Origin of the sequence: Photobacterium minamisatsumaniensis (genome assembly GCF_050336695.1) — a bacterium.
Taxonomy (GTDB): Bacteria; Pseudomonadota; Gammaproteobacteria; order Enterobacterales; family Vibrionaceae; genus Photobacterium; species Photobacterium minamisatsumaniensis.
Genome location: NZ_JAKJSI010000021.1, coordinates 117,331 through 142,904 on the forward strand (window position 1 = coordinate 117,331; position 25,574 = coordinate 142,904).

23 protein-coding genes are annotated in these 25,574 nt (G+C 43.3%); 10 read left to right on the forward strand and 13 right to left on the reverse strand.

Annotated features, from left to right (window positions below):
• The first annotated feature begins 51 nt into the window (after positions 1–51).
• A complete protein-coding gene (locus L4D78_RS11935) occupies positions 52–1,311 on the forward strand; it encodes a DEAD/DEAH box helicase (protein ID WP_428467128.1) in 1,260 nt (419 codons plus the stop codon).
• A gap of 210 nt (positions 1,312–1,521) precedes the next feature.
• On the opposite strand, the gene L4D78_RS11940 is transcribed toward L4D78_RS11935, so the two are convergent.
• The 3 genes from L4D78_RS11940 to L4D78_RS11950 form a co-directional block, all read right to left on the reverse strand.
• Positions 1,522–2,682 (reverse strand): hypothetical protein, encoded by a 1,161-nt coding sequence (locus L4D78_RS11940; RefSeq protein WP_428467129.1) that lies wholly within the window; start codon positions 2,680–2,682, stop codon positions 1,522–1,524.
• A gap of 92 nt (positions 2,683–2,774) precedes the next feature.
• Positions 2,775–4,013, reverse strand: a complete 1,239-nt coding sequence (locus L4D78_RS11945) for an RHS repeat-associated core domain-containing protein (RefSeq protein WP_428467130.1) — start codon at positions 4,011–4,013, stop codon at positions 2,775–2,777.
• On the reverse strand, positions 4,010–7,849 hold the full coding sequence (locus L4D78_RS11950; RefSeq protein ID WP_428467131.1) for an RHS repeat domain-containing protein: 3,840 nt from the start codon (positions 7,847–7,849) through the stop codon (positions 4,010–4,012). The genes L4D78_RS11945 and L4D78_RS11950 overlap by 4 nt, the downstream gene beginning before the upstream one ends.
• Positions 7,850–8,588: 739 nt before the next feature.
• Between L4D78_RS11950 and L4D78_RS11955 the strand changes: the two genes are divergently transcribed.
• Positions 8,589–8,717: a hypothetical protein gene (locus tag L4D78_RS11955; RefSeq protein WP_428467155.1), complete on the forward strand. Its 129-nt coding sequence runs from the start codon at positions 8,589–8,591 to the stop codon at positions 8,715–8,717.
• A 130-nt stretch (positions 8,718–8,847) separates the two neighbouring features.
• Here L4D78_RS11955 and L4D78_RS11960 read toward each other — a convergent pair whose 3' ends face one another.
• On the reverse strand, positions 8,848–10,161 hold the full coding sequence (locus tag L4D78_RS11960; RefSeq protein WP_428467132.1) for a 6-phospho-beta-glucosidase: 1,314 nt from the start codon (positions 10,159–10,161) through the stop codon (positions 8,848–8,850).
• A 122-nt stretch (positions 10,162–10,283) separates the two neighbouring features.
• Between L4D78_RS11960 and L4D78_RS11965 the strand changes: the two genes are divergently transcribed.
• Positions 10,284–11,252 carry a LysR substrate-binding domain-containing protein gene (locus L4D78_RS11965; RefSeq protein ID WP_428467133.1) on the forward strand — a complete coding sequence of 323 codons (969 nt, stop codon included), beginning with the start codon at positions 10,284–10,286 and terminating at the stop codon, positions 11,250–11,252.
• Positions 11,253–11,587: 335 nt separating this feature from the next.
• Here L4D78_RS11965 and L4D78_RS11970 read toward each other — a convergent pair whose 3' ends face one another.
• The 3 genes from L4D78_RS11970 to tolA all read right to left on the reverse strand — a co-directional run bounded on the left by L4D78_RS11970 (position 11,588) and on the right by tolA (position 14,424).
• A complete protein-coding gene (locus L4D78_RS11970) occupies positions 11,588–12,082 on the reverse strand; it encodes a YcxB family protein (protein ID WP_428467134.1) in 495 nt (164 codons plus the stop codon).
• A 632-nt stretch (positions 12,083–12,714) separates the two neighbouring features.
• Complete coding sequence (locus tag L4D78_RS11975) at positions 12,715–13,404, reverse strand: zinc metallopeptidase (protein WP_428467135.1); 690 nt, start codon at positions 13,402–13,404, stop codon at positions 12,715–12,717.
• A gap of 159 nt (positions 13,405–13,563) precedes the next feature.
• Entirely contained in the window at positions 13,564–14,424 is an 861-nt protein-coding gene (gene tolA, locus L4D78_RS11980) for a cell envelope integrity protein TolA (protein ID WP_428467136.1), read from the reverse strand.
• A gap of 193 nt (positions 14,425–14,617) precedes the next feature.
• Between tolA and L4D78_RS11985 the strand changes: the two genes are divergently transcribed.
• Both L4D78_RS11985 and L4D78_RS11990 read left to right on the forward strand, forming a co-directional pair.
• Positions 14,618–14,788 carry a hypothetical protein gene (locus L4D78_RS11985; protein WP_428467137.1) on the forward strand — a complete coding sequence of 57 codons (171 nt, stop codon included), beginning with the start codon at positions 14,618–14,620 and terminating at the stop codon, positions 14,786–14,788.
• Between the two features lie 27 nt (positions 14,789–14,815).
• Positions 14,816–15,604 (forward strand): phytanoyl-CoA dioxygenase family protein, encoded by a 789-nt coding sequence (locus L4D78_RS11990; RefSeq protein ID WP_428467138.1) that lies wholly within the window; start codon positions 14,816–14,818, stop codon positions 15,602–15,604.
• A gap of 213 nt (positions 15,605–15,817) precedes the next feature.
• Here L4D78_RS11990 and L4D78_RS11995 read toward each other — a convergent pair whose 3' ends face one another.
• Positions 15,818–16,717, reverse strand: coding sequence for a LysR family transcriptional regulator (locus L4D78_RS11995; protein WP_428467139.1), 900 nt, complete (start codon positions 16,715–16,717; stop codon positions 15,818–15,820).
• Between the two features lie 182 nt (positions 16,718–16,899).
• Here L4D78_RS11995 and L4D78_RS12000 point away from each other — a divergent pair, with 182 nt between their 5' ends.
• Complete coding sequence (locus L4D78_RS12000) at positions 16,900–17,220, forward strand: carboxymuconolactone decarboxylase family protein (protein ID WP_428467140.1); 321 nt, start codon at positions 16,900–16,902, stop codon at positions 17,218–17,220.
• A 74-nt stretch (positions 17,221–17,294) separates the two neighbouring features.
• Here the strand turns inward: L4D78_RS12000 and L4D78_RS12005 are convergent, their stop codons facing one another.
• Both L4D78_RS12005 and L4D78_RS12010 read right to left on the reverse strand, forming a co-directional pair.
• Complete coding sequence (locus L4D78_RS12005; protein ID WP_428460220.1) at positions 17,295–17,585, reverse strand: helix-turn-helix transcriptional regulator; 291 nt, start codon at positions 17,583–17,585, stop codon at positions 17,295–17,297.
• A 225-nt stretch (positions 17,586–17,810) separates the two neighbouring features.
• On the reverse strand, positions 17,811–18,197 hold the full coding sequence (locus L4D78_RS12010; protein WP_428467141.1) for a VOC family protein: 387 nt from the start codon (positions 18,195–18,197) through the stop codon (positions 17,811–17,813).
• A gap of 299 nt (positions 18,198–18,496) precedes the next feature.
• Between L4D78_RS12010 and L4D78_RS12015 the strand changes: the two genes are divergently transcribed.
• Both L4D78_RS12015 and L4D78_RS12020 read left to right on the forward strand, forming a co-directional pair.
• Entirely contained in the window at positions 18,497–18,871 is a 375-nt protein-coding gene (locus tag L4D78_RS12015; protein ID WP_428467142.1) for a DUF2784 domain-containing protein, read from the forward strand.
• 5 nt (positions 18,872–18,876) lie between these two features.
• Positions 18,877–19,632, forward strand: a complete 756-nt coding sequence (locus tag L4D78_RS12020) for an alpha/beta hydrolase (RefSeq protein WP_428467143.1) — start codon at positions 18,877–18,879, stop codon at positions 19,630–19,632.
• A gap of 70 nt (positions 19,633–19,702) precedes the next feature.
• On the opposite strand, the gene L4D78_RS12025 is transcribed toward L4D78_RS12020, so the two are convergent.
• Positions 19,703–21,688 carry an alkyl/aryl-sulfatase gene (locus tag L4D78_RS12025; protein WP_428467144.1) on the reverse strand — a complete coding sequence of 662 codons (1,986 nt, stop codon included), beginning with the start codon at positions 21,686–21,688 and terminating at the stop codon, positions 19,703–19,705.
• A 181-nt stretch (positions 21,689–21,869) separates the two neighbouring features.
• Between L4D78_RS12025 and L4D78_RS12030 the strand changes: the two genes are divergently transcribed.
• The gene (locus tag L4D78_RS12030; RefSeq protein WP_428467145.1) at positions 21,870–22,778 is read left to right on the forward strand and encodes a LysR family transcriptional regulator; all 909 of its coding nucleotides are present in this window, start codon (positions 21,870–21,872) and stop codon (positions 22,776–22,778) included.
• 25 nt (positions 22,779–22,803) lie between these two features.
• On the opposite strand, the gene L4D78_RS12035 is transcribed toward L4D78_RS12030, so the two are convergent.
• Together L4D78_RS12035 and L4D78_RS12040 are read right to left on the reverse strand one after the other, a co-directional pair.
• Positions 22,804–23,532 carry a transglutaminase-like domain-containing protein gene (locus L4D78_RS12035; protein WP_428467146.1) on the reverse strand — a complete coding sequence of 243 codons (729 nt, stop codon included), beginning with the start codon at positions 23,530–23,532 and terminating at the stop codon, positions 22,804–22,806.
• Positions 23,533–23,601: 69 nt separating this feature from the next.
• On the reverse strand, positions 23,602–24,345 hold the full coding sequence (locus tag L4D78_RS12040) for a helix-turn-helix transcriptional regulator (RefSeq protein WP_428467147.1): 744 nt from the start codon (positions 24,343–24,345) through the stop codon (positions 23,602–23,604).
• Between the two features lie 255 nt (positions 24,346–24,600).
• On the opposite strand from L4D78_RS12040, the gene L4D78_RS12045 reads away from it, so the two are divergent.
• Complete coding sequence (locus L4D78_RS12045; protein ID WP_428467148.1) at positions 24,601–25,545, forward strand: SDR family oxidoreductase; 945 nt, start codon at positions 24,601–24,603, stop codon at positions 25,543–25,545.
• Positions 25,546–25,574 lie beyond the last annotated feature (29 nt).

Sequence of the window (25,574 nt, forward strand, 5' to 3'; positions counted from 1 at the left end):
TAAATACGCTAAAATAGCGGATTATTTTTTAGCTTTGAGCCTTTTATATTAATGACCACTGTCACAACGCCTGCCAATTTTACAGAACTTGGCCTTATTCCACCCTTGTTAGCTCGATTGACTGAGCTGGAATATCAACAGCCAACGCCCATTCAAGCGCAAGCTATCCCAAGTGTATTAGAAGGGCGTGATTTAATTGCTGGGGCGAATACCGGTTCGGGTAAAACGGCTAGCTTTGCATTGCCTATGTTGCAGCACTTATATGCGGACAACACACAGAGTAACAAAACCAGTAAAGGTAACTATGTTACTGGGCTGATTTTAGTCCCTACTCGTGAACTAGCGAAGCAAGTTGCAGACAGCATTAAATCTTATGCGGTACATTTTAACGGCGCGATTAAAACGGTTGCTGTTTTTGGTGGTGTGTCAGCGAATACTCAAATGCTCGCCCTGCGCGGTGGTACTGATATTTTGGTGGCAACGCCTGGCCGATTACTCGATTTAATTTCAAGTAATGCTATTAAGCTCGATAGGGTTAAAACCTTAGTGCTTGATGAAGCCGATCGTATGTTAAGCCTAGGCTTTACTGAAGAGCTATCTGAGCTGTTGGCATTATTGCCAAAGAAAAAGCAGACGCTATTGTTCTCTGCGACCTTCCCTGAAAAAGTACAGACGTTAACTCAAGAGTTACTTAACGATCCTGTTGAAATTCAACTGCAAAGTGCTGATGCGAGCACATTAGTACAGCGCGTTTTCACTGTTAACAAAGGTGAAAAAACAGCCGTACTCGCACATTTGATCCAACAGCATCAATGGCGACAAGCACTGATCTTCGTTAATGCTAAAAAAAGCTGTGAACACTTAGCGGATAAGCTTCACAAACGTGGCATTAATGCTGAAGTGTTCCACGGTGACAAAGGGCAGGGTGCACGTAGTCGTGTGCTTGAGGCATTTAAATCGGGCGAAATTGAAGTATTAATTGCAACAGATATTGCTGCTCGTGGTTTAGACATCGAAAAATTACCAGTGGTGATCAACTTTGATTTACCAAGAAGCCCTGCAGACTATATGCACCGCATCGGTCGTAGTGGCCGTGCGGGTGAAGTCGGCTTAGCATTATCACTGCTCGATTATGAAGATTATCATCATTTCAAAGTCATCGAAAAGAAGAATAAAATCCGACTTGAACGTGAGCAAGTTGAAGGTTTTGAGGTCGATGACGTTATCAGTGAAGAACTCTTAGCTGCAAATAAGCCAATGGCAAAGCCAGCAGGCAGCGGTAAGAAAAAAGCACGCAATAAATACCTATGAATACAAGGTAGGGTTCTCCCCCTTATAGATTAACAGCGTGTCAATGAGTGGCCATTACTTCTATGATAATGGCCACAGTATCTCTGGGTATTTCTAAAGGGTTGCCCTGTTGGCCTACGCTGTGATCGAGCTAGCGCTGAAACAGCCGCAAAAAGATGTACGTCTGATTGTATATTTACCTTCTTCTCTTTAAATTTCTACTATTCAAGCCTACATGTATATTTCAATGGCTGGTAACCCCCAGACGCCGGATGAAATATCCCTGTCGAACAAGAAGGTAAACGCCTGTCTGGTGCCATATTCATCATACATGTCAACCTCTGTCATTTGCCGGGTTGGACTGCCGCGCCCCCCTAGTGCTAGGGGAGCTAAGTGGTTCATGTTCCTGAAAGATGCAGAATTGCCCCAATTGTTGTAGGAGCAGACCCAGGTACGACGCGGAGCACTCCACACTGTTGCACAGAGATGGCCATCGACCAATTCCGTTGTGTATGTATTGTTCTGCTTGTGTGTGTAATTGAGCAACAAACCAAATTGGTATCGTGACTTGTAACTTTCATCGAGCCGGGTGAAAGCACGAGTAGTGATAGTATCTCTAATGTCATAATTGTTGCGTGACTCCCAAAGTGTGATTTGGGATATATTGGGCCCAACGAGGAAGCCTTTTAACTGGCTCCAATGGTTGGTATTAAAATGGATATTACCGACCGCATATTGATCACCAGGGTGATACATGTCTCGCTTAATAACAGGATGATCGATCATGATAATGTCCGGCATATTTTGTGAACGCTTGGCAATAGAGAGGAAATGGATATCCTGACCGCGCCAGCCTTCGTAGGAACCAGAAATTTGATAGTCATCCATATCATAAAGTACAGGCCTTACTGCATCTAGGACGATCACCCCGTTAGCAATAGAAAGGTTACAACTATCTTTGCTCTTGCCAGACTTGGTGGTCACTTTCACGCACACCTCTACTTTTGATATATTGTCGGTTCTCAGGTACCGCTGCTGGTTGGTTTCAACCTGAGTTGACGCCAGAAGCCGGGGGGCTGATCCGATTTGCTTTAGATACTCATTGGGACTGGTATCGATATTAATCCCCAGCTGAGAAATCGGCTGCAAGGTGGGAAACTTCAGCAATTCGATCTTATTTAACGACTCACCGTCTTCCAGCTCGTAGAATACATCCAAGCCCAGTTGCATATTGCCATTGGCGTAAATCTTACTCTGGTTGGCGTGAGTACGTAGAGATACCGAATAGATCCCATCACCCGGAGGACCTCCAGGTACTGCGGTTGCAAAGGTGGAAAAAAGCATTAGGCCAGCCGTAACACTGACGAGCCAAAGAAGTTTAATCTGCTTCATATTACATCCTTATTAACTTTTAGTGAGTTTAGCTTCCCCTTTAGGGAGGGAAGCTATTTTGCAACACTTCAAAGCATCATATAGCTTGAGCCTCACCAAGCCCCTACTACATTTTCGCCGCCGAAACGGGACTGGTTTAGGCTGACGTCGTTCAAGGTATGGCGCTGGTAATCCGTAAAGCGCTGCAAGCTATTTTTGGCTATGGCCTCAAGCCGCATGATACTGTTCTGGCTACCCGCTTGTAGGTTGCGGCCAGCGAATATTTTCTCGGGCTGGGTAGTGTCGTGATTGTTGCTTCTCTCAGGATCCGAGGTATCATTTAACCCTATCCCTCTTTCTATAATCGAACGGGGATCCTTACTCACGGAGAAGCCTCGCTTGGCCCAGTCAACACGCTGGTCAATTCGTTTTTTTGGGTCGATAAAGTAGTGCGTTTTACCAAATGTGTCGGTGGTTTTACTGAGGTTCCCCTTGTTTGTTAGACCGCCGCTAACCATGCCGCTGGTGAACTGAATAACCCCGCCGGCTAACTTGATTTTTTCATCGTCTTGGACCGTACCAGCTAAACTTGTGGTGGAGCCGACAGCCCCCGCTAAACCTGCGGCTACCCCCCCTAATTTGCCCTTGCCAGCATGGGACAGCTGTTTGCCCAGATTATTACTGGCGAAGCCTGTGATTCTGGTAAAGTTGGACGCGTTTTGCGCCAATCCAGAGACCTTAGCGCCATTGCCTAAGGCCGATGCAAGTCCTTTACCATTGCCGACAAGCGCTGAGACCAGAGAGGTAACCCCAGAGGCGATGGCCAAGCCTCGTTGCGCTGAGTGCTCACTGTCCAAGATGGCTGAGGTCATATCTTTCATACCCGAAACCACACCGGCGACTCCGGTGAAGACCCCACCTGCGACGATGATAGCTGCTCCCCCAGAGAGGATGGTAGAGACTGTCACGGCGACACCTAAAATGATCCCGAGCAGTGCCCTGAAAAAGCCACTGATGTTAAAACGCCCTTCCGGATCAATCTGGTTGATGGGGTCGTTCATAACATAGGTATAACCGTTCAGTCCGCCCAAGCCGAACGGGGCCATCTCTCGATCGTACTGGGTAAAACGACGCTGGGCGGGATCGTACAGCCGGTAACCATTTCCCGTATGGTAGAGGTCAACCTTGGCTTCCAGCCGGTGGCCCTGAAATCCGAATTGGCTCAGCTCCCAGACAATATCGGTAGTTTTATCGAGCATCATGGCATTTATAGGAATTGAGGGAGCGAAGGAAGCACCAGCTAACGACAGTGAGGCGTTTTTGATAAATTTACGTCTGCTTAGGTTTGTCATAGTTTGCTTCCTTTAGTCGATTGTCCAAACGGGGTATAGGTTTTGGTTTGGGTCGGGGCGAGGGCATTACCCAGGTGATCGCCGTTGACAGATTGGCGTTCCAGATCGAATTCAACCGAGTTACTGTCATAGCGTGTCCGTAATGCACTGGTTGCCCCAAAAGACTGCAAGCTGGCTGTTGCTGTATCATTTCTGACTGTTACGAGCTGCCCATAGGCATTGAACAGTTGCGCGCTGTTGATTCCGTCTTTAGCATATATCTGCTCGTCGTGGGCACTGTAAAGATACTGGCGAATAAGTTGTTTCTGAGATGAGTGGATGGCCTCAACCTTATCGTTGCTGTTGTAACTCAAACGGATCCCATCGGTTCCCAGTGTTTGGTTGCCCCAAGCGTCATATTCAAACTCCTGATTGGAAAAGTCTGCCCGACTGTGTTCTATGGTCACCAACCGCATGGGGTTGGTGATGTCGTAACGATAGCGTTCAGTATTGCTAGCACCCTGAGCAAAATCGGTGATCACTTGAGCAATATTGTTAAACTCGTCATAGCTGAATACCTGATGCAGGATCTCATTGCCCCAACGATCTGTCGGCAAACAATCACCGCTGACGGTGAAGACCTTGAGCCGACCGAGCTGGTCGTAGCTGAACTGTTCATGGTTGTACTGCTCTTCAAATTGGGTACTTCGCTGGATCAGCCGCAAGGTATGATCATATTTATTTTCAATAACCAAGCTGATTTTACCATTGGTCCGCCATTGACGGCGCAGCTCTTGGCCCGCAGGGCCATAATCAATGATCAATTCGGCCCTATTTCGGTCATCGGAAAACTGATATTTGGTTGGCCGCGAATAGATATCGAACTCGGTTTCGCAAACCAGAGTACGCTGGCCCGCGATTACGCGGGTGATGACAGGCCGACCATACTCATCGAATTTGTATCGGGTGTCGGTCGCTGCAAAATCGCTGCTGTTTAGCAGGCTACCGGACAGAGAGTGCTCAAAATTTGCCACCAATGGAGACTGGTTTAAGACAGAGAGCGTTATACTTTTCAGGTTCCCTAGCAGATCCCACGTGTAGCGGGAGTCACTGTTGGCATTGGCGTCGTTAATGCGCTGGCCATAGTCGTCATAGCTGAATTGTGTAAGTGATTTGGTGTCCCCGAGTACTTCACTGCGGATCACCTGTTCATTAACTTCGTCGTATTGTAGGAGACGGGTTCGGCCCGCTGGTTCGATAATGATCTGGGGGTGACCGTTGACGTCAAAATTCTGGTAACGGTATTCGCAACCGTTGTACCGCTTCATCACTGTGCGCCCCCTAGCATCGTAACCCCTCTCTGCGATAATCACCCCATTGATGGCAACTGCGGTGATTTTTCCCTCGTTAAACCGAGGATCATAGTAATAGGTCTCGGTCATCACCGAGCCGTCAGCATGAACTCGGCGTTCGATCACACGCTCGAGAACGTCATAGCTGTATTCTATCTGCGCACCTAGGGAGGTGGTGGTACGGGCCAGTAAGGCACGTTCGTCATACTCGTTGTGGGTGTCGTATAATTGCTGCCCTGTACTGTCGTAGACTATTTCCTGTATTAGTTGATCACTGTCGTTAAAGGATTGCACTCGACGGTTGAGGCCCTCTACCCATCGGCTTTGAATATTCTGAATAGGATCGAACACTGAATGTTCAACCATTCCTGTTGGGTGAATAACACTCTTGATCTCCCCCCAGATGTCATAATCAAGCCGGAAAGTCAGTTCGAGTATGTTGGTATCAAAGTGCTCATATTGGGTGACGGTTACTTTTTCTCCGTCGGCGTTATACGCCGAACTGGACAAGGGGTAATCCCAGCCTTCTAACACAGTACTCCGGCGGATTTCGGCACCCTCATTATTTAGATCGGTGTTCAGATTCATGCCGTTAGCTTGTATTTCCGTAGTGCGATTTTGATCTTTGCCGGTTCTAGTGTTATAACGCACCTCTGAATGGAACTGACCGCGATGAAATAGCTGTTCGGCGATTACTCGTTGCTGGTCACTCCATTGGATTTTGATGGTTAAGGCTTCATTTTCCTGCCTTTCGATCACGTTGCCGGTATATTTGTCAAAGCGCTCATATTTGGCCTCGTTGCTGCCGTCAAAATAATGGATCTGCAATACAATTTGATAATACGTTTTACTGGCCTGGTAATCATTGCCGTAACGTGTGATTTGACCATTGATGTTGACTTGTTCCGTTTTTTTCCGACCAAAACGCACTGTGTCTTTGGGGTCGGTGTAATATTCGTAATCAATACGGGTACTGCCCATGCGTTCGCTTTTTAATAAGCAAGCCAGCTGGTCATAACTCCCAGTGGCAATCTGTTGGTAGTCAAAGTACTGGGTGTTAAACTCCTCGGCGCTGCCGCCAAGATTATAGGTGAGTGTTTTCTTTATCTTATTACGAAAGGCATGCTGTGAGGCCGATATATGCGCTTCGCCATCTTCATGAAAATATTCGTGCTCTACCACGGTACCGTTGGCCGCGACGGATCGGATTTCATTGCCCCACTCATCGATGCCAAAACTGTCCAACAAAGTGCGCTCGCTGGTATTGATCAAACGAGTCCGCTTTTGTTTTAGGAAGGTGTACTGTGGAGGTTGGCGATCAATGCTAAGGCTCTCGTCACAGTAGTACTCAAAGTCCACATCCTGATACAGGGTACTATAGTGGTGGACAAGCTCTTTCAATTGTAGGTGATATTTATTGTACTCCCTGAAGACAGTTCGATTCCCGTTAATGGTTTCCTCACACCAATAGCGGTAGTCACGATTCTCTTTAAACAGGGTGTCTTCCCCGGCGACATAGCTATAGCTGCCACCAAACCCCAAGAAATTTTTATCTGAATAGCGATAGGTATGGATCGCCGCAGGCTGGCTGCTTCCGGGATCACGTCGATACTTGGCCACGTGAGGTAAAGTTTCAAAGGGACTGTCCTTGGCGGTGTGAAAGCCAAAATCTCGATATGTTATTTCTTCTCTTAGCCCTGTAGGGTAGGTACAGGCACTGATCAGCAAAGTAGAATTAGAAGAGACGTATTTATATTCAAAGGTAATGTATTTGTCCGGCTGGTTGGCAAGGGAAGCATATTCCAACACTTTACCAGGCCCGTATTGCGACAGGTACAGTGTGAGTTCTGAGATTTTTTGGCTGTGATCCCAGAGGCTGATCACAGTCTGCCAAGTATTGGACCAGGTATCGAAATGAAGTGTCAGCCCTTTTTCATCTGATACCTGATAGAGCGTCTGCACATTATCGCGGGAATAGTAGTCGAAGGTGAGTTTGTAGCCGTAGCTAGATATTTTTTCCAGCAGCGTACCTCGATTGTAATCATAGATCTCGATTTCACCATCAGCATGATAAACAAAAATCTCGCCATCTTTGGTGTTGAGTTCTCTCTTAAAATATACTCGCAGATTTTTTAATTTATTGTAGGGTATGTTATAACGCCCCAGAGCGCCATTCCAGCGGATTTGAAAGCTGCTGCCGTCCGTGAGTGTGAGTTGACTCGTGTGCTTGTTGAAAAAGCCGGAGGGTAAACTCCAGCCTAATCCAAAGCCACTATCTGAGTCATTGAGAAAGCTGAAAGAGAGATTGCCACTGAAGTTGGGACCCAAAAGATCGTTGCCCATCAGTTGCAGTGTATTAATGGTAGCCGAATAGGAGCCGGTGCGCGGATCTACACCGGAATCAAGGTACTCGATAAAGTTAAAAGCATTGCTAGTTAACATAAGTGATACGCCTTTGTTAGGTGAATCCTTAATTGCAACATCGGGCAGTGCAATTGCATGCATAAAATATAACCCAAAGCAGGCTTGAACAGCTAGAAGTTAACTATATAAAAGTATTGCAGTTAATTAATATCTTATCTTTTTTGTGTCTTTTTGAGAATAGGCACAAAACCCCATAGTTCAACTATTAAGTTTTTAATGTTGGATTTGGTCTAAATAAATCCAGTTAATAGAAGCATTGTTCTCTATTTAAGTTACCTTTTATTTGAAATTTCGTTTGTACGAGTCTTATTCCAGTTCATTAAGTGGCGGAGTACATATCGAAATATCACTTTTTTATATCTGATTAATTACTACCATGTATTGAATAGAAATCTTCTGGCTGACTAAATATACCAAAGTCATCAGCAATCTCTTCACTTTGTTCGGCGAATCGAATTTGAACCTGCTTTAAATAATCTATATCTAATATATAGCCTTTCAAGTTAGTCCTGCGCCCTCCTTGATAAGCTTCCACCCAGCTATGGATGATGCGATCAGGCGCGACGTTGAAGAGATAATTTTGGATACATTCAAGATTTAAAGCTTAGTTATACTGGTGATGGTCAAATGAATAAACCTATGTACTTAAACAATATAACGAAAGCAGAGAGCTTGAATACATTAAGAAAGAACATCATGTCTTGAACCTACTGTCTTCATGTTTGGATTATGAGGTACTTAAGCCGTGCAGAGGCATTATTACTCAGGGTGAACTTTGCATTATTTCAATTTATTCGTGGTGCACACCCTCTGGAAACTATTGAAACCATTAAGAGTGCTCAAAGTCATCGAAAAGAAGAATAAGGTCCGACTTGAACGTGAGCAAGGTGAAGGTTTTGAGGTCGACGACGTTATTAGTGAAGAGCTTTTAGCCGCAAATAAACAGTAGGTAGCGGTAAGAAAAAAGTGCGCAGATAAAGCGGCCATGAATACAAGGTAAGGCTCCCTGTTAGTTTAACAGCGAGTTAAAGAAGGGGCTGTTCACTAACACAGCCCCTAATCTATAGATAGGTAGTTGATTAACTGAACTGAGGCATAAAACCTAAGTTTGCGTTAATGGTTTCATTTAATGCTTCTTCTAAAATACTGCCTGTCGTGACCAATGGGTTCAGAATTAGCGCTCGATGTGCTGCATTACGATCACCTGTTACTGCTGCTTCAACTGTTAGCGATTCAAAATCTTTCATTGTTTGAATCAGACGCAATGTATCTGAAGGGAACGGTGCAACGTTCAATGGCACTGGGCCAGATTTAGTGATCATGCTGCTTACTTCAACCGCGCAGTCATCTGGAAGACCTGCAATTGCGCCATTGTTTCGTGTATTAACGTGCATGATAGTACGTTTGTCGTTGTGAATAGAACTCATTAGTTCACAAGCTGCTTCTGAGTAGTATTGACCGCCCCGTTTTTCTAGCTCTTTTGGCTTCTCGTTAAGATCTGGATTAGCGTAGATATTGAATAAACGCTCTTCCATTGCCTTAACGACTTCGCCACGTGTACCTTCACCATCTGCCTCTTGGATTTCTTGTTGCATGATATCTTGGCTGGTGTAGTAGTAGCGCAAGTAAGCACATGGAATCATCCCCATGTTACGCAACAGCTTTTCTGGCCATTCGAATGCAGGTATGTTCGCTGGAACAAGCTTATCGTTACCTGACAGCATCTCATCAACAATGTCTTCCAGTTTGTCTTGACCGTTAAGCAGCACCTGACGAGCAAAAATGAAGTGGTTCAAACCTGCCACTTGTAAGATAAAGTCTTGCTCGTTGACATCAAGCATTTTGGCGATGCCTTTTTGCATGATCACTGGCACATTACATAGGCCGACCGCTTTCACTTTGGTGTGCTTAAGAATCGCTTCTGTCACTATGCCTGATGGGTTGGTGAAATTGAGTAACCATGCATCGGGACACAATGTTTCCATCTCACGAGCAATTTTAAGCGCGATAGGAATTGTACGACAAGCGTTAGCAAAGCCACCAAGACCATTGGTTTCTTGACCAATCATGCCGTACTTTAGAGAAATACGCTCATCACGAATACGACCTTCTAGGCAGCCTGCACGGAACTGAGAACAAACAAAATCAGCATCTTTCAGCGCTTTTCTGCGATCAAGCGTGACGTGAACTTCAATGTGCTCCAAATTGTTTTTAGCAAGCATACGGCGTGTTAGGTCACCGATGATGTTCACCTTTTCGTAACCTTCTTCGATATCGACTAGCCAAAGCTGCCCAATAGGAAGCTCTCCGCTACGATGAATGAGACCTTCAATGAGCTCGGGAGTGTAACTAGAGCCAGCACCAATAATTGTAATTTTAAGTTGGTTATTCATATGAGGTTTGCTCTTTATGGATTAGTTAAGTTAATTAAATACACATTGAAGAGGCACGACAAACCAAACAAAGTTTACTATAGATTAGTTATGCTAATTCATAAATGGAATATTCCGTCCAAATGGGTAGAAAACAACAAGTGTTCACCAACATGCACACGTTTAGCGTAGCGGCGAAGTTTTTAAGCTTTACCAAAGCAGCGGAAGAGTTATTTATTTCTCAAGGTGCGGTGAGTCAACGAATCAAGCAGCTAGAGCAAGAGCTAGGTTTTATGTTGTTTGTGCGCCTGACAAGGCGCCTAGAGTTGACGGTGGAAGGGGAGCGGTTGTTACAGGCACTTAACCAGTCCTTTGATCTAATTTATTCTGAAATAGACGATATTAAGTTTAAGGAGTTAAGTGGCGAGCTGTACATTGGCCTTGCACCGACCTTTGCTCAAAGTTGGTTGCTAAAGCGCTTACCTGAGTTTCAAGCGATGTACCCTAACTTGAAAATTAAGCTAAGAGTGAAGGCGAGTCCGCTAAACTTTCAACACGAACCGGTGGACTTGGCTATTTATTATAGTGAAGGGCATCACGCTGAGTTTTTCAGCCAAAAGTTGTTTGATGAATTTATTACTCCGGTTTGTTCTCCTGACTATTTTGATAGCCAGCTCGGAGCTATTCATTTCAAAGAGAACAATCTCAAAGGTGGCCAGTTTGAAAATAATCAGCTTCTAGTTGATAGCTTTGGGGGTTTAACCTTGATTCATTGCTCAGAATCGCTTGAATCAAACCAACCGCAATATGAATGGAAGTATTGGCTCGATGGGCAGACAGATGAGCAAGTCAAAAAGCTAGTTATTCCTGAAGCGAGCGTGTTAATCAACCATGCTGAGATGGCAATATCAGCAGCAAGTTACTCGATGGGTATGGCGATGGGGAGAGTCGCACTAGTAGAAGAAAAACTGCAAACGAACGAGCTAATCGCGCCTTTTGAAAGCGTACCCTCAGGACGCGGTTACTATTTGATCTGCCCTCAAGGGCAACAAACAAGGCCAAGGAACAAAGCCTTTATTGATTGGTTAACGACGTGCTTGCCAACGACTTAAGACACTTCTCGTTACCACAACCATCACCCTTCAAAAGCCGAATAATAGGGTCAGATTTTGTATCTTGTCTCCATTACTATAGGTATTGGAAAGCTAGGTGATCACCTGAACAATAAGGGTGATAGATAACTATTAGCTGTAACACGTCACGAACCATAGAACACTCTGACTCTACGAATTAGTTCTAGTATTACAATCATTCAGCCAACTTACTTGTAGCTGGCCAAACCCTCTCATCCACTACACACCTAGCTAGGAACTAAACCACTCTTATCAAAGCAAAATGAAAGACCTGACCGTATTCGTTTTATTACCTCTATTTTGCGCGCATGACGTTAGTTCATTTTTGATACTGCGTGCTGCTCTACAATGAACGCGATCACTTCATCATTTAAGCAAGATTTACTGACATATTGGCGCTGTTTACCCATATGAAGGATAAACCCTAAGTCGCTTTGTTCAAGTTGGTCGATTTCACTCCAGGCGATGCTACGGGTGTTTTTACCGCTTTTATAACTCACACCGTTAGAGTCAACCTGAAATACCACTTTGCTGCCTGAGCCCGAGCTGAATGTTTGTCGCCATAACCACCAGGTTCTCTTAAAATAAATACTGAACGCCTCAATAACACTCAAAACAATAAAGAACCAACCAACGTAACCGCTGGGTAATAGCTCAAATCCTAATAAAATTACACCAAAAAGAAGAAAAATTATGCCTTTTAAATAGGCTTTTGGAAATTCAGTAGGACGGCTAGTTTGATCATAACACTCTGCAAAAAAGGCCTTGTCGAGGGTGTATTCTGTGGTGAAACTAAAATCTTTAGACATATGTGGCTACTTTGAGGTTATCTGTGAATGAGTATCCCATGCTGCGATCTCGCAACTCGAGTATTGTATAGCTTCTCGGTGCTTTTCTTTAGCTATTTTGATCCTCTTTTTTAAATCAAGAACACCGACAGGGTCTACTCTCGCCATTGCCAATTTGCTATTAAATGATGAATATAAAGGTAAGACCAACCAACTAAAAACCCAGGTGCTCTGTAATGCTATATAAAGTTGATAGCTCGTTGAGGGCAACTGGTGCGCAAACATTAAAGGCTCGCTCCCTCAACAAGGCGCTGAGTATACATACGCATCTTAACTTGAATTGATTAGCCACTTTGCTAATACGTGGATTCCTATATCGAATACGACAGAATCGCTTGGTGATCACAAATAGAGTCGGCCACCTCGTAACTCAGTTGTGGACATTTCCGTGTTAGATATTTTAGTAATTTAGAAGATAACGGATAATATGAGGTATGGAAAAGTAACGTTTGAGTTCAAGGGCGGCACAAGAAGTTGTGCCGAGCGCTACGAGGCTTTTGGGAGTCTCCTAGAGCGAATGGTTAGTGCGCCGAGTTGATACCACGCTTGCTCAATGACATGGCACTCGCTAAACCTCTGGCATCAAGCAGCCATTACCGACGGAGCACCGCGACCCATCGCCCCAAGTTTAACAAGCTGGTCAGCGAGGCAGCGACATAGGTCAGCGCCGCCGCCTTGAGAATTTTCTCCGCATGCTCCAGATCACCATCGTGCAGGTAGCCGCCTTTCTGCAGGATCGGCAGAGCCTTGCCATAACTGGCATCGAACTCAACCGGAAGAGTCAACAGGTGCACCATGGTACTTAGTGCCATTGAAACAATGCCAATCATTATCGTTATCGCTCCCGCTTGCGGCAGGCGGGTTAGCATTAGGACAAGCGGAGCAGCCACTAGCATCATTCCGGCAATACGCTCACCAACCATGGCAGTCTTTACGAGTTTCTGCCGCGCCAGAAACAAGGACTCTCCACGTGAATCCTGGATGGCATGCCCCACTTCATGAGAGGCCACAGTCACTGCCGTCAGCGAGTATCCTGAGTAGTTGTCCGGCGTCAGACGCACAGCCTTAGCGACCGGATCATAGTGATCACCGGCAGAGGTCTCCTCTACCTCGACGTTACCCAAGCCGAAGCTATCCAGCAGGTGGCGAGCAAGTTCACCACCACTTCCCTGCTTGCGGTAGCGATCAGCCGGCTGTCTGTACTTTTCCATCACATGCTTGACCCACAGGCCCGGCAGGAAGACGCATATAGCGATTATGAGTAATATGACTATCCAAAACATTTAAATCAGTATGCCATGATCAATTGTGTGACTACTAAATATTATACGCATAGAAATAAGCAGCAGATGCTTGCCGACAATAGGCTGACTCGAAAGCGGCGCTACGGAGTTATTACCTTTATGTACTCGACTATAATCGGACAAACCTGTTCTTTGTTTTTAAAACGACATATCTACGTTTCTAAGTTTTTCAATAATAGCTTTGTCGTGTGGCATTGGGAATTGTGAGACTTTTACCACCGCTGCTCTTAGTGCTCTACAATAACTGTTGTCTCCATAGCCACTTGCATCTAGCACAAGCCCGTTAGTTGACAGTCTCATCGATATTTCACATTCTTTTGAAGAGTATGAAGGAGACACTAAAAGGTTTTGTTTAATCATTTGCATGTAAATTTCTTTGTATCTCAACATTTCTGATGAAACAAACCTATCTCGAACACTTGTTTCGGAGCTGATATTCTTTTTGTTTTTTGCTGAAAGTGTGTTTGAGGCTGTTGATTTATATATAGGTTTTACATCGTCGGCAAGTGGAGTACTACACTTTGAAGATATGCGTTCAATGGCTTTGGCTGAACCATTAAGGCTTAACTTTTCTTTAGTTTTTAATTCATTGTGGTTATACACCTCTAGGTTAATGCTGCTCCCTAATTTCATCTCAACCCATAATTTTTCAGGAATATTACGGTTGACAAGCCCACCTCTATAGGAGTTGCTATACATAAATCCTTCGAGGTTATATACAGTGTTTTTATCAACTCGGACTCTTAATCTAACACTTGAGTTTGGGGTAGCAATTGCACCACTATCATAGAATGATAAGCCAACCTTACCTTTGCTGTCTCCCTCATGAATTCTGCACTCAATACCGAAATTCACATAATCGCCATATCCATATGACTTCGATGTGTATGAATGATAGATATGTATATCCTCCATATCATCAGACCAATCTTTATTTTTGAATGATGCATTTGCTTGTAGTGAGCCAACCAGTGCTGAAAACAAGATAAAGTATTTCATTATATTCCTTTGCCCTTAGCTTCTTGCCCTCACATTACAAGCATGAGGAAAAGTAAGTCAAATAGCGATTAGGTGAACTGAGTAGTCGATCGGTCGCAACAAGTTTTGGGGCAAAAGTAATTTAGAACAACCTGCCAAACCTGATTATATCGATGTCTGGTCATTGATCGATTAATGGGTGGTGTCGAGACTGATGAGAGATACGCGGTTTGTGTCATTGTCTTTGACACTGAAAGCACAAACCCATGATACATATAAAGATACTCCTTTCTTAGCGCGACTTTCCCTAGTTGTTCCCTCATTAGTTGCTTGGTTGAATGACGCCTGTCTGGCATCATACGCCAAAGAACGCCGTGGCCAGTAAACGGTACAAAGAGTGCGAAGGTAGTCAGTGATAGAAAACAGCCAACAATTAAGTAACAGTTACGACGAACATGGTTACTTTGTTATCAGAAATTATTTCGATGAAACTCAGATTTCATCGCTTAGAAAAGTAGTATTGAAATTCCATGAGTTGTGGAAAGCAGACAACGAAGAGTTCTATCAGGAAGAAGCGTTTAACTCGTCTTTAATTACGGGAAGCGAATATTTACCCATCGACGATAGAACGATACTTTTTAACTTCATCAGCTCAAAAAAAATCATGGAAGTGGTCGATGCGGTGATTCCGGAAACCCCAGCGTTCATGAATACGCAACTGTTCTTCAACCCTGTGAATCCGCAACAAAAAGACTTTTGGCATCGTGACTGCCAATATGACTATGACATTAAAGACCAGATGAAAGTAATACAAGATACGCAAGTGTTACACCTTCGCGTGCCTTTATTTGATGAGCGCGGCATGGAGATCATCCCCGGGACGCACAAGCGATGGGACAATGAAGAAGAGTACAATGTTCGCCAAGAAGTGAATGGTAAGGTGAGCAGTGATAGCATTTCTGGCGGTAAACAGATTGCGTTAGCGGCAGGCGACTTGTTGGTGTTTTCAGCGGATATGATCCACCGAGGTTTATACGGGTTGGATCGTTTGGCGTTGGATATTTTGATTTTTGATTCGGCGTCTGATTATGTCGACTACGTCGATAACGATTGCTTACCCACTCAATCAATGCTGAATAATATTGCCGACCCAAGATTATTTATGAACACGCTGCACCTGAAGTCGATGGCGTGCTCTTAGTAAATTAGCGATATATCATGCTTTTAGCCCAAAAATATTAATTTGGGTATGTCATAAAAGTGAATGCAACATCCGAAAACCGACCACCACACAGTGTATTAGAGCGTCTATCCATTCAAGATTTAAAGCTTAGTTATACTGGTGATGGTCATATGAATAAAAGCTGGATTAGCTCACGTAGACGTACTTATTGAAGTCCTCAATTATATTGAGCTAGAGCATAATGTTATCAACCAAAAAATCTAAGAATGCTTTGGTACGAAAATTTAAATGTTGCCCAGTGTAAAATACCGCATATATTGGGATGTTTTCATCTCGCCATTTCTCTTCCATTATCGGAATTAGGCGGCCAGCCTTTAGATCTTCTTCTACAGTAAAACGAGATAAGCAAGTTATCCCGATGTGATTCAAAGCCATCTGTTTGAGAGATTCACCGCTATTACTCGTTGCAATAGTATCCTTAACAGTAAACACATCCCCCTCTGAGTTTTCCAACGGCCACTGGTTTAAATATTCAAATTGATAAAACCCTAAGAGATGATGTTCCGATAGCTGAGAGTAGTTAGAGGGTAAACCCGATCGCGCGATATATTCTGGTGATGCATAAAGGCCTCGATTAGTTACACCGAGCTTTCTTGCTCTCATCGACGAGTCTTGTAAATCACCTATGCGAATAGCAATGTCTACGTTCGAGTTTAGTAATTCAGTTCGTCCTTCATTATTAATCAGATTAACTTTTAATTTGGGGTAAACATCCTGAAGTTTATGCATTAGTGGAATAATGGCGTAGAGCGAAAATGGCGTTGCAGCGTCGACAACTATCTCACCAGATACTTCATGAGTTAATTGCTGAAAATGCGGAATTATAGTTTCATGCTCTTTTAATATTAAATAAGCACGCTTTAGTAACCACTCTCCATCGTCTGTCAATAGAACCTTTCTTGTTGTTCGCTTAAAAAGAGATGCATTAAACCTTGATTCCAATTTCCGTATCGTTCGACTAACAACGGGTTGAGTTACATTTTTTATATTTGCTGCTTTACTGAAACTCTTTGCCTCAGCTACTGCGACAAAAACCTCCAACTCGTAAATCGATGGCTCACCCATATTCATGTCAATTTGGCTATTAGTGTTATAGAAAAAATAGCATTTAAGTCATGAAACTGTCGATATATAATTTTCCTATCTTGTTCGATTCAAGAAAAGTTGAGCCAACGGCTAATTCGAATAAATACATACCGCTTTACCTTACGCGACTTTAACTTGTTTCACTTTTATTCATTTGGGAGTTATCTATGCGATTATCAAATATTCAACAAAAGTTTGGGGCGATTTATGGTGAACTGCAACTGGCTTGTCAAAATCAAGCAGAGGCCGCCTACATTGCACTGGAAATATCTAAGTTAAACGGATGCAGCTATTGCATGGAGATGCATAGTAAAGAGCTTGAAAAGTTCTCTGAAGCAGAAATTGAGTCGTTAAATCCGGTAAAAGCCGCAGCTATCATTCAAGGTGTCGTTAGATGTGAGTTAATTGATCAGCAGTATTACGATGTAGCACTTGTAGAGTATGCGATATTGGTGAATTCCTTCAATCGTGTAGGAAAGCTAGCATAACAAGGTAAATTTAATCTTCGGCTCGGGTACTGTCTCTTGAATGGGGTTGCCGTTTGGTTTGTTCAAAGCTTATTTCAGGCCTTTTTATAATAATCTTGAAACTCTCGTGGAGAGTAACCTGTGCTCTTTTTAAAGGTGGTAGAGAAAGTCGCCAAGCTTTCATAACCTACCTCGAAGCAAGTGTCCGTTATTGAGCGACCGTCTTTCAGAAGCTGTTTGGCTTTTGAGATACGCATATCTTTCAGGTAGCTTCTAGGAGTTACCCCATATACTTGTTTGAATACTCGAACATAGTGGAATCGAGACATGAATGCAGCTTTGGCTAAATCATTTAACTCAATTCTTTCAGAGTGATACTTTTCCATGAATGCCTTCGACTGCCTGATAAGCGTGTACTGCTTGGCTGGGAGTGATACCTCACTGTATAAACGATCGAGTTCTCTCTCATAGAATGTCTTAGGGCCGAAGGGCATTTTGCACCTGTAATTTGTTAGGGGCTCATGTTTTATACTAACACTGAATGGGCAATAGCGAATAATTCAGGTAACACTAATGGTGTCATCTGGACGGTCTAATGCATTACGACGGTTTTATAGTTGCTGCATTAGTTGGATGTAATTACCACAGGTATCATCTAATACCGCAATGATAACGTTACCTGCCTCTTTAGGAGCAATTGAGAATTGAACCCCAAGCTTAGAAAGTCTGGTGTACTCTTCATTAACGTCATCGACAGCGAACGATGTCCAAGGGATACCAGCTTCTTTCAGGGCTTCTTGGTACAGCTTAGCAGGCTCGAAAGCCATAGGCTCAAGTAGCAACTCAACGCCTGATTGCTCCTGTGGAGACACAACAGTCAGCCATTTGTACTCACCAAGTGGTACTTCTGTTTTCTTGATAAAGCCTAAAATATTTGTATAGAAATCAAGAGCTTTTTCTTGGTTTTCAACAGGCACACTTGTTACGCAGATTTTCATTGATAATTACCTTATGCAGTTTGGATTAGGCAAATGATAGTCAAAGCGTTGTGGAAAAACTTATTCCAGATTGCTTTTATATACTTTTATTACTTGCTGAATTGCGGTGCAAGCTACCTGTTTATTCCACTCTACTATTTTCCCACATCGTTTAGCTTGAACTGTCCCCAGATTTTGTTGATAACAGCTAAGAACCCACGTGTTGTAGGTCGGTATAACTTTCAAATATTAACCTGAATGTGGATAACAGTTATTGCTTTGATAAGCTATGTTTGACCAAGGGGAGGGGGAGATAGCTTATGATTTATCGGGTACTGGCAGATCTTGTCGTAATACTTCACCTTTTATTTATCATCTTCGCGTTGCTCGGAGGCTCGCTGCTACTATGGCGTGGCTATATGTTCTTTGTCCATCTTCCTGCAGCACTCTGGGTTGCTGTGATCAGCTTCAAAGGTTGGATCTGCCCTTTAACACCATTGGAAAACCAATTGAGGCAAGCGGCAGGTGGTGAAGGTTATCCAGAAGGATTTGTCGAGCACTATATTATTCCCATTATTTATCCGGTTGGATTGCGCTTTGATGTCCAGATTTTACTGGGTATTGCGGCTGTGGGGATCAATATAGTTATTTATGTGCTCGTCTATTATTGTTATAAGCACAGGCAAGACAGGTAGCGGGAATGAATAGTATATTGGTTACCTTAGTGGTGTGCTACGCACTTTTTGCTCTTACTTTTTGTTCCCTACAGCGTCAGTTTCTGTATTTTCCTCAGCTTGCCAGTGATGTTTATGGCGAAATGAATACCAGCTTCGTTGTTGATGGTGTACAGCTTTTTGGCTGGGTACTCAATGAAGGGCAACCTAAGGCGTTAATCTATTACGGCGGGAACGCAGAAAGTATCGAAGCCAATATCCCATTCTTTAATGCGGTAATTCCGGATTATACCATCTACCTGATCCCTTACCGAGGTTACGGTAATAATGCAGGTACGCCGACTGAGAAGGTGCTATATAGCGATGCTGTACAGATATTTCAGTCGGTTAAAAGTAAACATGATTCAATATCCTTGATGGGCAGGAGCCTTGGTTCAGGTATTGCCACATACGTGGCGGCTAATCGGCAAGTGGACAAGCTTATCTTGGTGACGCCATTTGATAGCATTGAAAATGTCGCTAAAGATATTTATTGGATGTTTCCCGTCTCCTGGATGATAAAAGACAGATACCGATCTTCGGATAGGGCTAAAGATATTACGGCTCATACCTATATATTCATTGCAGAAGAGGATAGGGTGATTCCTCGGGCTAGAACCGACCAGCTAATTGCTGAATTTGGCGATAAGCTGGTAGAGGTGGTTGTCATTACAGGTGCAGGCCACAATACTATTTCACAATTTCCTGCCTATATATCAGGGCTGAAGCGTGTATTGGATTAGGGGGAGGGGGTACAGTAGAGGCTAAGAAGTGATAAATATCAAGGCTCCTTAACCTCTTTGACTCACATGTCTATTTGCTCAAAGGCATCGGCACAATATCAAAATCTGGAGTGAAGGTGACAACCGTTGATACCATCTTCATGAAGGAGTCATTATCTCCTTTTAGTGCTGCTTTTTTGCTCTCCAGTAGGTCCGCAAGTGTAATTTCTGAAATTAATAGCTCTGACATATCGCTCTTGTTGATCGTCAATGTTGTGTCGGCTTTTATTGGCTCATCCGTTTGGATTGCTGTTAAGTTACCATTGCTGATCTCTGCATAGTAATGCTCGTTCAGATCTGGGTGGCTAATGGTTAAGCTGAAATCTAACCCTAGTTCAATCGCTTTGTTGCCATTAATGGATACCGCTAAGAAGTCCAAGAAGCCTGATGTTGGCGTATTGGCGATAATATCTACAGACGACATTTTGATTGATTCCGCAACATGACCAGTCCGTAACTCATAGGCCCCTTGAAGGTACGAGTTACGCCATGCCATGGTTTCTGATTGATACCCTTGTTGCTCAAATGAATCAGCTAACAGTTGGCGGGCTGTATCATTTGATGGGTTACATTGCAGTACATCATTAAGCAGTTGAGATGCTTCTTGGTACTCTCCTTGAGCGTAATGCTCTTTACCTGCTTTAATCAGCGTATTTTCACCAGCGGCGTTGACGTATACGCAAGACTTATCAACCGTTTGCAATGGATTTACGTTAACAGGGTTTAAGTCTAAGTAGCCTAAATACAGATTTACGATAGCACGTGCATTGTGGCTATATGAGCCGTGATAACCATTGGTATGCCATGTGTCCAGTTGTGCTTGAGGGATGATTTTTTCAATCTCTCGGCCAATATCATTTATGGTGACACCTTGATTAGCTAAGCGCATGGTTTGGTTATGTAAGAAACCATAGTTATCACGTTGCAGTGTTAGATACTCGGAAATTTCACCATTTCCATCATTCCAGACAGGCGCTGAGTGTGCTTGATGCAGAACCTCGGCTTCAGAGGCAAAGCGCAGTTTTAATTCGTGTAGATATTTAGACCAAATCAGAGCATCTCGAGTCTTGGCTCCTCGGAATGTATATATGTTGTGTTGACCATCGAACGTAAGCTCTGCGGTGTGAAGTGCTTTGTATTTTGGGATCCAATGTACGTGCTTACTCGGTGCTTCGGCGCCTGGCATATTGATGAATAATATATCTATGCCGTCAACATTTACCCACTCTTCACGCTCATTGATTTCTTTATTGTGTGGCACTAAGGTGACGTCACCTTGGCTTGGTGCTAACCCTAATGCATTATCAACGATGCCTTTGGTGGTAGTTGGAAGTGTTGTGCCATATTGATATTGAGAGCGTCGGCTCATCGCATTGCCACCGACCATCGCCTCAGCTGCGATAGACTCCATAAATTTATCTGGAGCAATAATTAAGCCATCAAAGGACTCGTCAATAATCCCACGTGAGCCACCAAAGTGATCTTGATGAGAGTGTGAATAGATCACGCCTGTAATCTTATGCTCACCATTGATTGTTGGCAGATGCTTTTTTGCAAATTCCCACGCTGCATTGCCTGCGCTTTCTGTTAATAGCGGATCATGAATTATATAGCCATTGTCTGAGCGATAGATGGTCATATTGGTAATATCGGCCCCGCGAACTTGCCATACACCTTCTGTCACTTCATATAAACCATTTGCAGCATAGTTGAGTATACCTTGGCGATACAATGATGGATTCACCGAGTGAGGCAGCTCATCAAGGTTCATATCTGAGTAGTGAGGGAAACGCGCACGAACGTTAGTCGCATCACCTTCAAGCTCTGCAACAAGCCCACGACTAGTGCGATCAAAGGCGCTGCTATCGTCCCAAGGTAGGTGTTCGGCAAACGCTTTATTGGCTTGAATAGTATGCTTAGTTGCAGGCTTTCCCTGATAGTTATCAATAGAATCATAGTCTGCTAGTGCGATATGTGGAGCTAACCCAATTGCAACTGCTAATAAACTTTTATTCATAACGTTTCCTTAGAATCTCAAAGAGATAGCTAAAATGGGGCCCACCTATTCATTAAAGCGAACCTTTTCGCCATCAAGATGAGTCCTGTTGATGAGTAAACTTTAACAACTTGCCGAGATAATCAACATTGACTAGGGTGTATCTCGAAGATTAATAATATTTATCTCCAATGGGGGGCGGATGCATTTTTCTAAGTTCGATCTCAATTTGTTCAAGGTCTTTGTCAAAGTGATGGAAACGGGGAGTTATGTCCAAGCGAGTGAAGCGCTGGATGTATCTCCCCCTGCGGTGAGTTTGGCGATGAGCCGTTTACAGAAATCACTTGGGGTAGATCTGTTTATCCGAGGCAACAGTAAAGTGCGTCCGACTTCTGCGGCGTTAGCACTGTATAATAATGTCCGTAATGAGCTACTCGCCTTTGAACAAGTGGTTAATTCGTTTGATACTTTTAATCCGCAGACGTCAACTAAACGGTTTTTTATTTCAACGCCAGAGGAGTTCCATACTCAGCTGCTGAGAGAGCCCCCAAGCAAGGAAAACGAGAAGATAACCTATTCGTTGCATGAGCATATTTATGATGAAGAGCGTGGTATTGCAGATCTTCGAAATCGGAAAATTGATCTCATTGTTGATAGCTATCTTTTAGAAGACAAGAGCTTAGCTCATGAGTTACTTTTCGAAGATGATATTGTGCTGGTGGTCGCAAGTTCGCACTCACACAGTGAGGTTGGGATTAGTCTCGATGATTATCAAATATTGCCTCAATCAGTATTGAGTTTGCGGCGTAATAATAAGCTGGCTTTGAATTTGTTTTTTGAAAAGCCGGTGAACATCAAACGTCATATCGTGAATGAAGCCAGTTCGATGCTCGCGAATATGCTAGTGGTGAGTGAAACTCAGCTGTTTTGCCATACAACCAGAAGCCTTGCTATGTATTATAAGCAAACGCTTGGGTTAACTATTATTGAACCCCCAATTCCACTCAAGCGTATTCCATTTTATATGCAATGGCACAAATCAAACTCTTCTTCCTCTACTCACCAATGGCTTCGAGAAAGAGTAAAAATGGTAATTAAAAAGTGCTTTTAGTGGCAAACATTCTTATCTGTTTTAGTTACCTTTTATTTGGAATTCCGTTTGTACGAATATTATCCACATTCCAGTTCATTAGGTGGCGGAGTACATATCGAAATATCACTTTTTTTATACCTGATAAATTACTACCATGTATTGAATAGAACTCTTCTGGCTGACTAAATACACCAAAGTCATCAGCAATCCCTTCACTTTGTATATAGGTATCTTGCCCGTTCCAGTCAACATCAGGATTAGATAAGCACTTGGTCGAAATTGCGTAGCCTGAAAACGCGTCACTTTGTTCGGCGAATCGAATTTGAACCTGCTTTAAATAATCTATATCTAATATATAGCCTTCCAAGTTAATCCAGCGCCCTCCTTGATAAACTTCTACCCAGCTATGGATGATGCGATCAGGCGCGACCTTGAAAAGATAGTTCGGGATAGCCCCTCGCTGTAGCTCATTATAAATGGTAAAACCGTGAAAACGAGTCGCAATCCCAACCGCACGAAGCAGTGCCATTAATAGCGTTCCTTTGGTATTACATTGTCCGTAACCATCTTTTAATACTTGGCTGGCAGGTAAGCGGTCATCTTTGTTATAGCCGAAACGTACCTCATCTCGTACATAATTATAAATGGCACCAATAGCGTCATATTGAGACAGTGTTTTCCATTTTTTTGTCTCAACCAGATCTTGGATATATGGATGCATGAAATCCAGCATTGGTGTTTCTAGTAGGTAATTTTTTGATAGCTCGTTCATGGGTAGCTCCTTTCATCGATTATGTGAAAAGAGTAACCAATGCGCTGCGCTAAAACTTGAATAAACTGGCTAACTTTTTTGAAAAATAGTTTTTGCTTGGCGAATCGTCATTCCAAACGTCTTTCGAAAAGTTCGACTTAAATGTGCACTATCAGAAAAACCTGCCATATGAGCGGCATCTGTAGCAGGCTCTCCATTTAATATTGCTCTTACAGCACAAATCATTCGGCACCATAGCAAGTATGGTCGCCAAGGAATGCCAAGCTCTTTGCTAAATAAATGAAGAAAACGACTTTCAGATAGAGACAGCTTTTGAGCAACATCAGATGCTCGCCAGTTGGTTGGTTTAAGGCAGTTCCCATCTAAGCAGTGATTGAGTTCATGCAGCAGCTTCTTAATGCGATGATCCATGATTTGGCTTTTATTGATGAGAGGGTAATGATTTGAAAGATCTAAAGCTTCAAATAAAGGAGAAAGTAGTACAGTTAAATCATCAGTGTGTTCTGTAAGCTCAAAGTTAGATGAAGGCGCGATAAGTACTTTTGACGGTTGTCCTACCAATTTCTTAGATAGCGCTATCCCTAATTCGCTAGTGGGTTCGACCAACAATATCCAGCCCTCATCAATTTGTAGCTGATGCTCGACGTTAGAGTCAATAATTACAGGTGTCGATATTTCGTTCTTATCTAGTTTGCAGCTAAAGCCATTTCTAGACCAAGCCAACTGAATCGCATGGTGACGATGAGGCGCAGCATCGATAGATGAACCATATATGATCACTATACCTGCCTTTATCCAAACATTAGACTTCATCACTTCTCGTCTCTACTTCTCGTTTCTATAAAAAATACATTTTGTTCAAGTATTAAACTGTACTTGGCTCCTTTGATTGTACTAGATGCGCGTAGTGGAYCTGTGTGCTAATTGAATAAATACATGTCGGTTCTCATTGTGAGTTATCTATTTGTTACTTTTTTTTGTGATTGGAATATTTACTCTATACTTGGTTTAAGGGCGATAACATGATCGTCGCGAACTAATATTGAACACAACAGGATGTGTATAGCAATGGCAAATCTATTCGACAAAGCAAGGCGTGTTATTAACCAATTAGAAGTAATGACAAATACGTTATCGATGCCGAAAGTAAAGGCTGATGAAACCAATCACAGCGAGAAGTTAACCGAGCAATTTAGCAGTTTAGAAAATAAAACCGTGTTTATTAGTGGCGGTTCTCGGGGTATTGGCTTTGCGATTGCTAAGCGCTGCGCCCAAGCGGGTGCGACGGTAGTTATTGCCGCTAAAACAGCAGAAGCACATCCGACGTTACCCGGTACCATTTACACTGCAGCGGAAGAAATAAACCAACTGGGTAAGGGTAAAGCGATTCCCGTCGTGTTGGATGTACGTGATGAAGTTGCGATATCAGCTGCGGTAGAGCATGTTGCTGCCGAAACAGGTGGAATAGATGTCGTTATTAATAATGCCAGTAGTATCCACCTGCAGAACATGGAAAACACCCCGAGTAAACGCTTTGATTTGATGTACTCCATTAATGTGCGTGGTACATATTTATTGACTCAGGCATGCTTACCTTTTCTGCGAAAGTCTTCCAACCCACACATACTCACCTTGTCGCCACCGATTGATCTAAATCCCGACTGGTTTAAAAACTATGGTGCGTATACCAGCTCAAAATATGCCATGTCCATGATGACGCTAACTTTCTCGCAAGAGCTGAAAGGGTACGATATTGCGGCTAACTCTCTTTGGCCGAAAACGACCATCGCAACTTCTGCAATCTCGCATATGAAGAACGGCAAAAGGATTATGGAGCATTCACGTCATCCCACCATTATGGCTGACGCTTGCTATGAAATTATTACCCGTGAAGCTTCTCAGTGTTCTGGCAACTTTTTTATTGATGAAGAAGTGTTGAAACACCAAGGGGTGACAGATTTTTCTGACTATGCCTGCAAACCAGGGGCGAGCTTGCAACGAGACTTGTTTTAAAAGGATAAGAGTTAGAACGCTATAAGAAC

What these genes read in the sequence shown, in the direction of transcription:
- L4D78_RS12030 (WP_428467145.1), top strand. Translation starts at nt 21,870, where the DNA reads ATGCATTTTTCTAAGTTCGATCTCAATTTGTTCAAGGTCTTTGTCAAA.
- L4D78_RS12010 (WP_428467141.1), bottom strand. Translation starts at nt 18,197, where the DNA reads ATGAAAATCTGCGTAACAAGTGTGCCTGTTGAAAACCAAGAAAAAGCT.
- L4D78_RS11950 (WP_428467131.1), bottom strand. Translation starts at nt 7,849, where the DNA reads ATGCATGCAATTGCACTGCCCGATGTTGCAATTAAGGATTCACCTAAC.
- L4D78_RS11995 (WP_428467139.1), bottom strand. Translation starts at nt 16,717, where the DNA reads ATGAATATGGGTGAGCCATCGATTTACGAGTTGGAGGTTTTTGTCGCA.
- tolA (WP_428467136.1), bottom strand. Translation starts at nt 14,424, where the DNA reads ATGAAATACTTTATCTTGTTTTCAGCACTGGTTGGCTCACTACAAGCA.
- L4D78_RS12015 (WP_428467142.1), top strand. Translation starts at nt 18,497, where the DNA reads ATGATTTATCGGGTACTGGCAGATCTTGTCGTAATACTTCACCTTTTA.
- L4D78_RS11935 (WP_428467128.1), top strand. Translation starts at nt 52, where the DNA reads ATGACCACTGTCACAACGCCTGCCAATTTTACAGAACTTGGCCTTATT.
- L4D78_RS11960 (WP_428467132.1), bottom strand. Translation starts at nt 10,161, where the DNA reads ATGAATAACCAACTTAAAATTACAATTATTGGTGCTGGCTCTAGTTAC.
- L4D78_RS11940 (WP_428467129.1), bottom strand. Translation starts at nt 2,682, where the DNA reads ATGAAGCAGATTAAACTTCTTTGGCTCGTCAGTGTTACGGCTGGCCTA.
- L4D78_RS11975 (WP_428467135.1), bottom strand. Translation starts at nt 13,404, where the DNA reads ATGTTTTGGATAGTCATATTACTCATAATCGCTATATGCGTCTTCCTG.
- L4D78_RS12040 (WP_428467147.1), bottom strand. Translation starts at nt 24,345, where the DNA reads ATGAAGTCTAATGTTTGGATAAAGGCAGGTATAGTGATCATATATGGT.
- L4D78_RS12005 (WP_428460220.1), bottom strand. Translation starts at nt 17,585, where the DNA reads ATGGAAAAGTATCACTCTGAAAGAATTGAGTTAAATGATTTAGCCAAA.
- L4D78_RS11945 (WP_428467130.1), bottom strand. Translation starts at nt 4,013, where the DNA reads ATGACAAACCTAAGCAGACGTAAATTTATCAAAAACGCCTCACTGTCG.
- L4D78_RS11965 (WP_428467133.1), top strand. Translation starts at nt 10,284, where the DNA reads ATGGGTAGAAAACAACAAGTGTTCACCAACATGCACACGTTTAGCGTA.
- L4D78_RS12045 (WP_428467148.1), top strand. Translation starts at nt 24,601, where the DNA reads ATGGCAAATCTATTCGACAAAGCAAGGCGTGTTATTAACCAATTAGAA.
- L4D78_RS12025 (WP_428467144.1), bottom strand. Translation starts at nt 21,688, where the DNA reads ATGAATAAAAGTTTATTAGCAGTTGCAATTGGGTTAGCTCCACATATC.
- L4D78_RS12000 (WP_428467140.1), top strand. Translation starts at nt 16,900, where the DNA reads ATGCGATTATCAAATATTCAACAAAAGTTTGGGGCGATTTATGGTGAA.
- L4D78_RS12020 (WP_428467143.1), top strand. Translation starts at nt 18,877, where the DNA reads ATGAATAGTATATTGGTTACCTTAGTGGTGTGCTACGCACTTTTTGCT.
- L4D78_RS11985 (WP_428467137.1), top strand. Translation starts at nt 14,618, where the DNA reads ATGAGAGATACGCGGTTTGTGTCATTGTCTTTGACACTGAAAGCACAA.
- L4D78_RS12035 (WP_428467146.1), bottom strand. Translation starts at nt 23,532, where the DNA reads ATGAACGAGCTATCAAAAAATTACCTACTAGAAACACCAATGCTGGAT.
- L4D78_RS11970 (WP_428467134.1), bottom strand. Translation starts at nt 12,082, where the DNA reads ATGTCTAAAGATTTTAGTTTCACCACAGAATACACCCTCGACAAGGCC.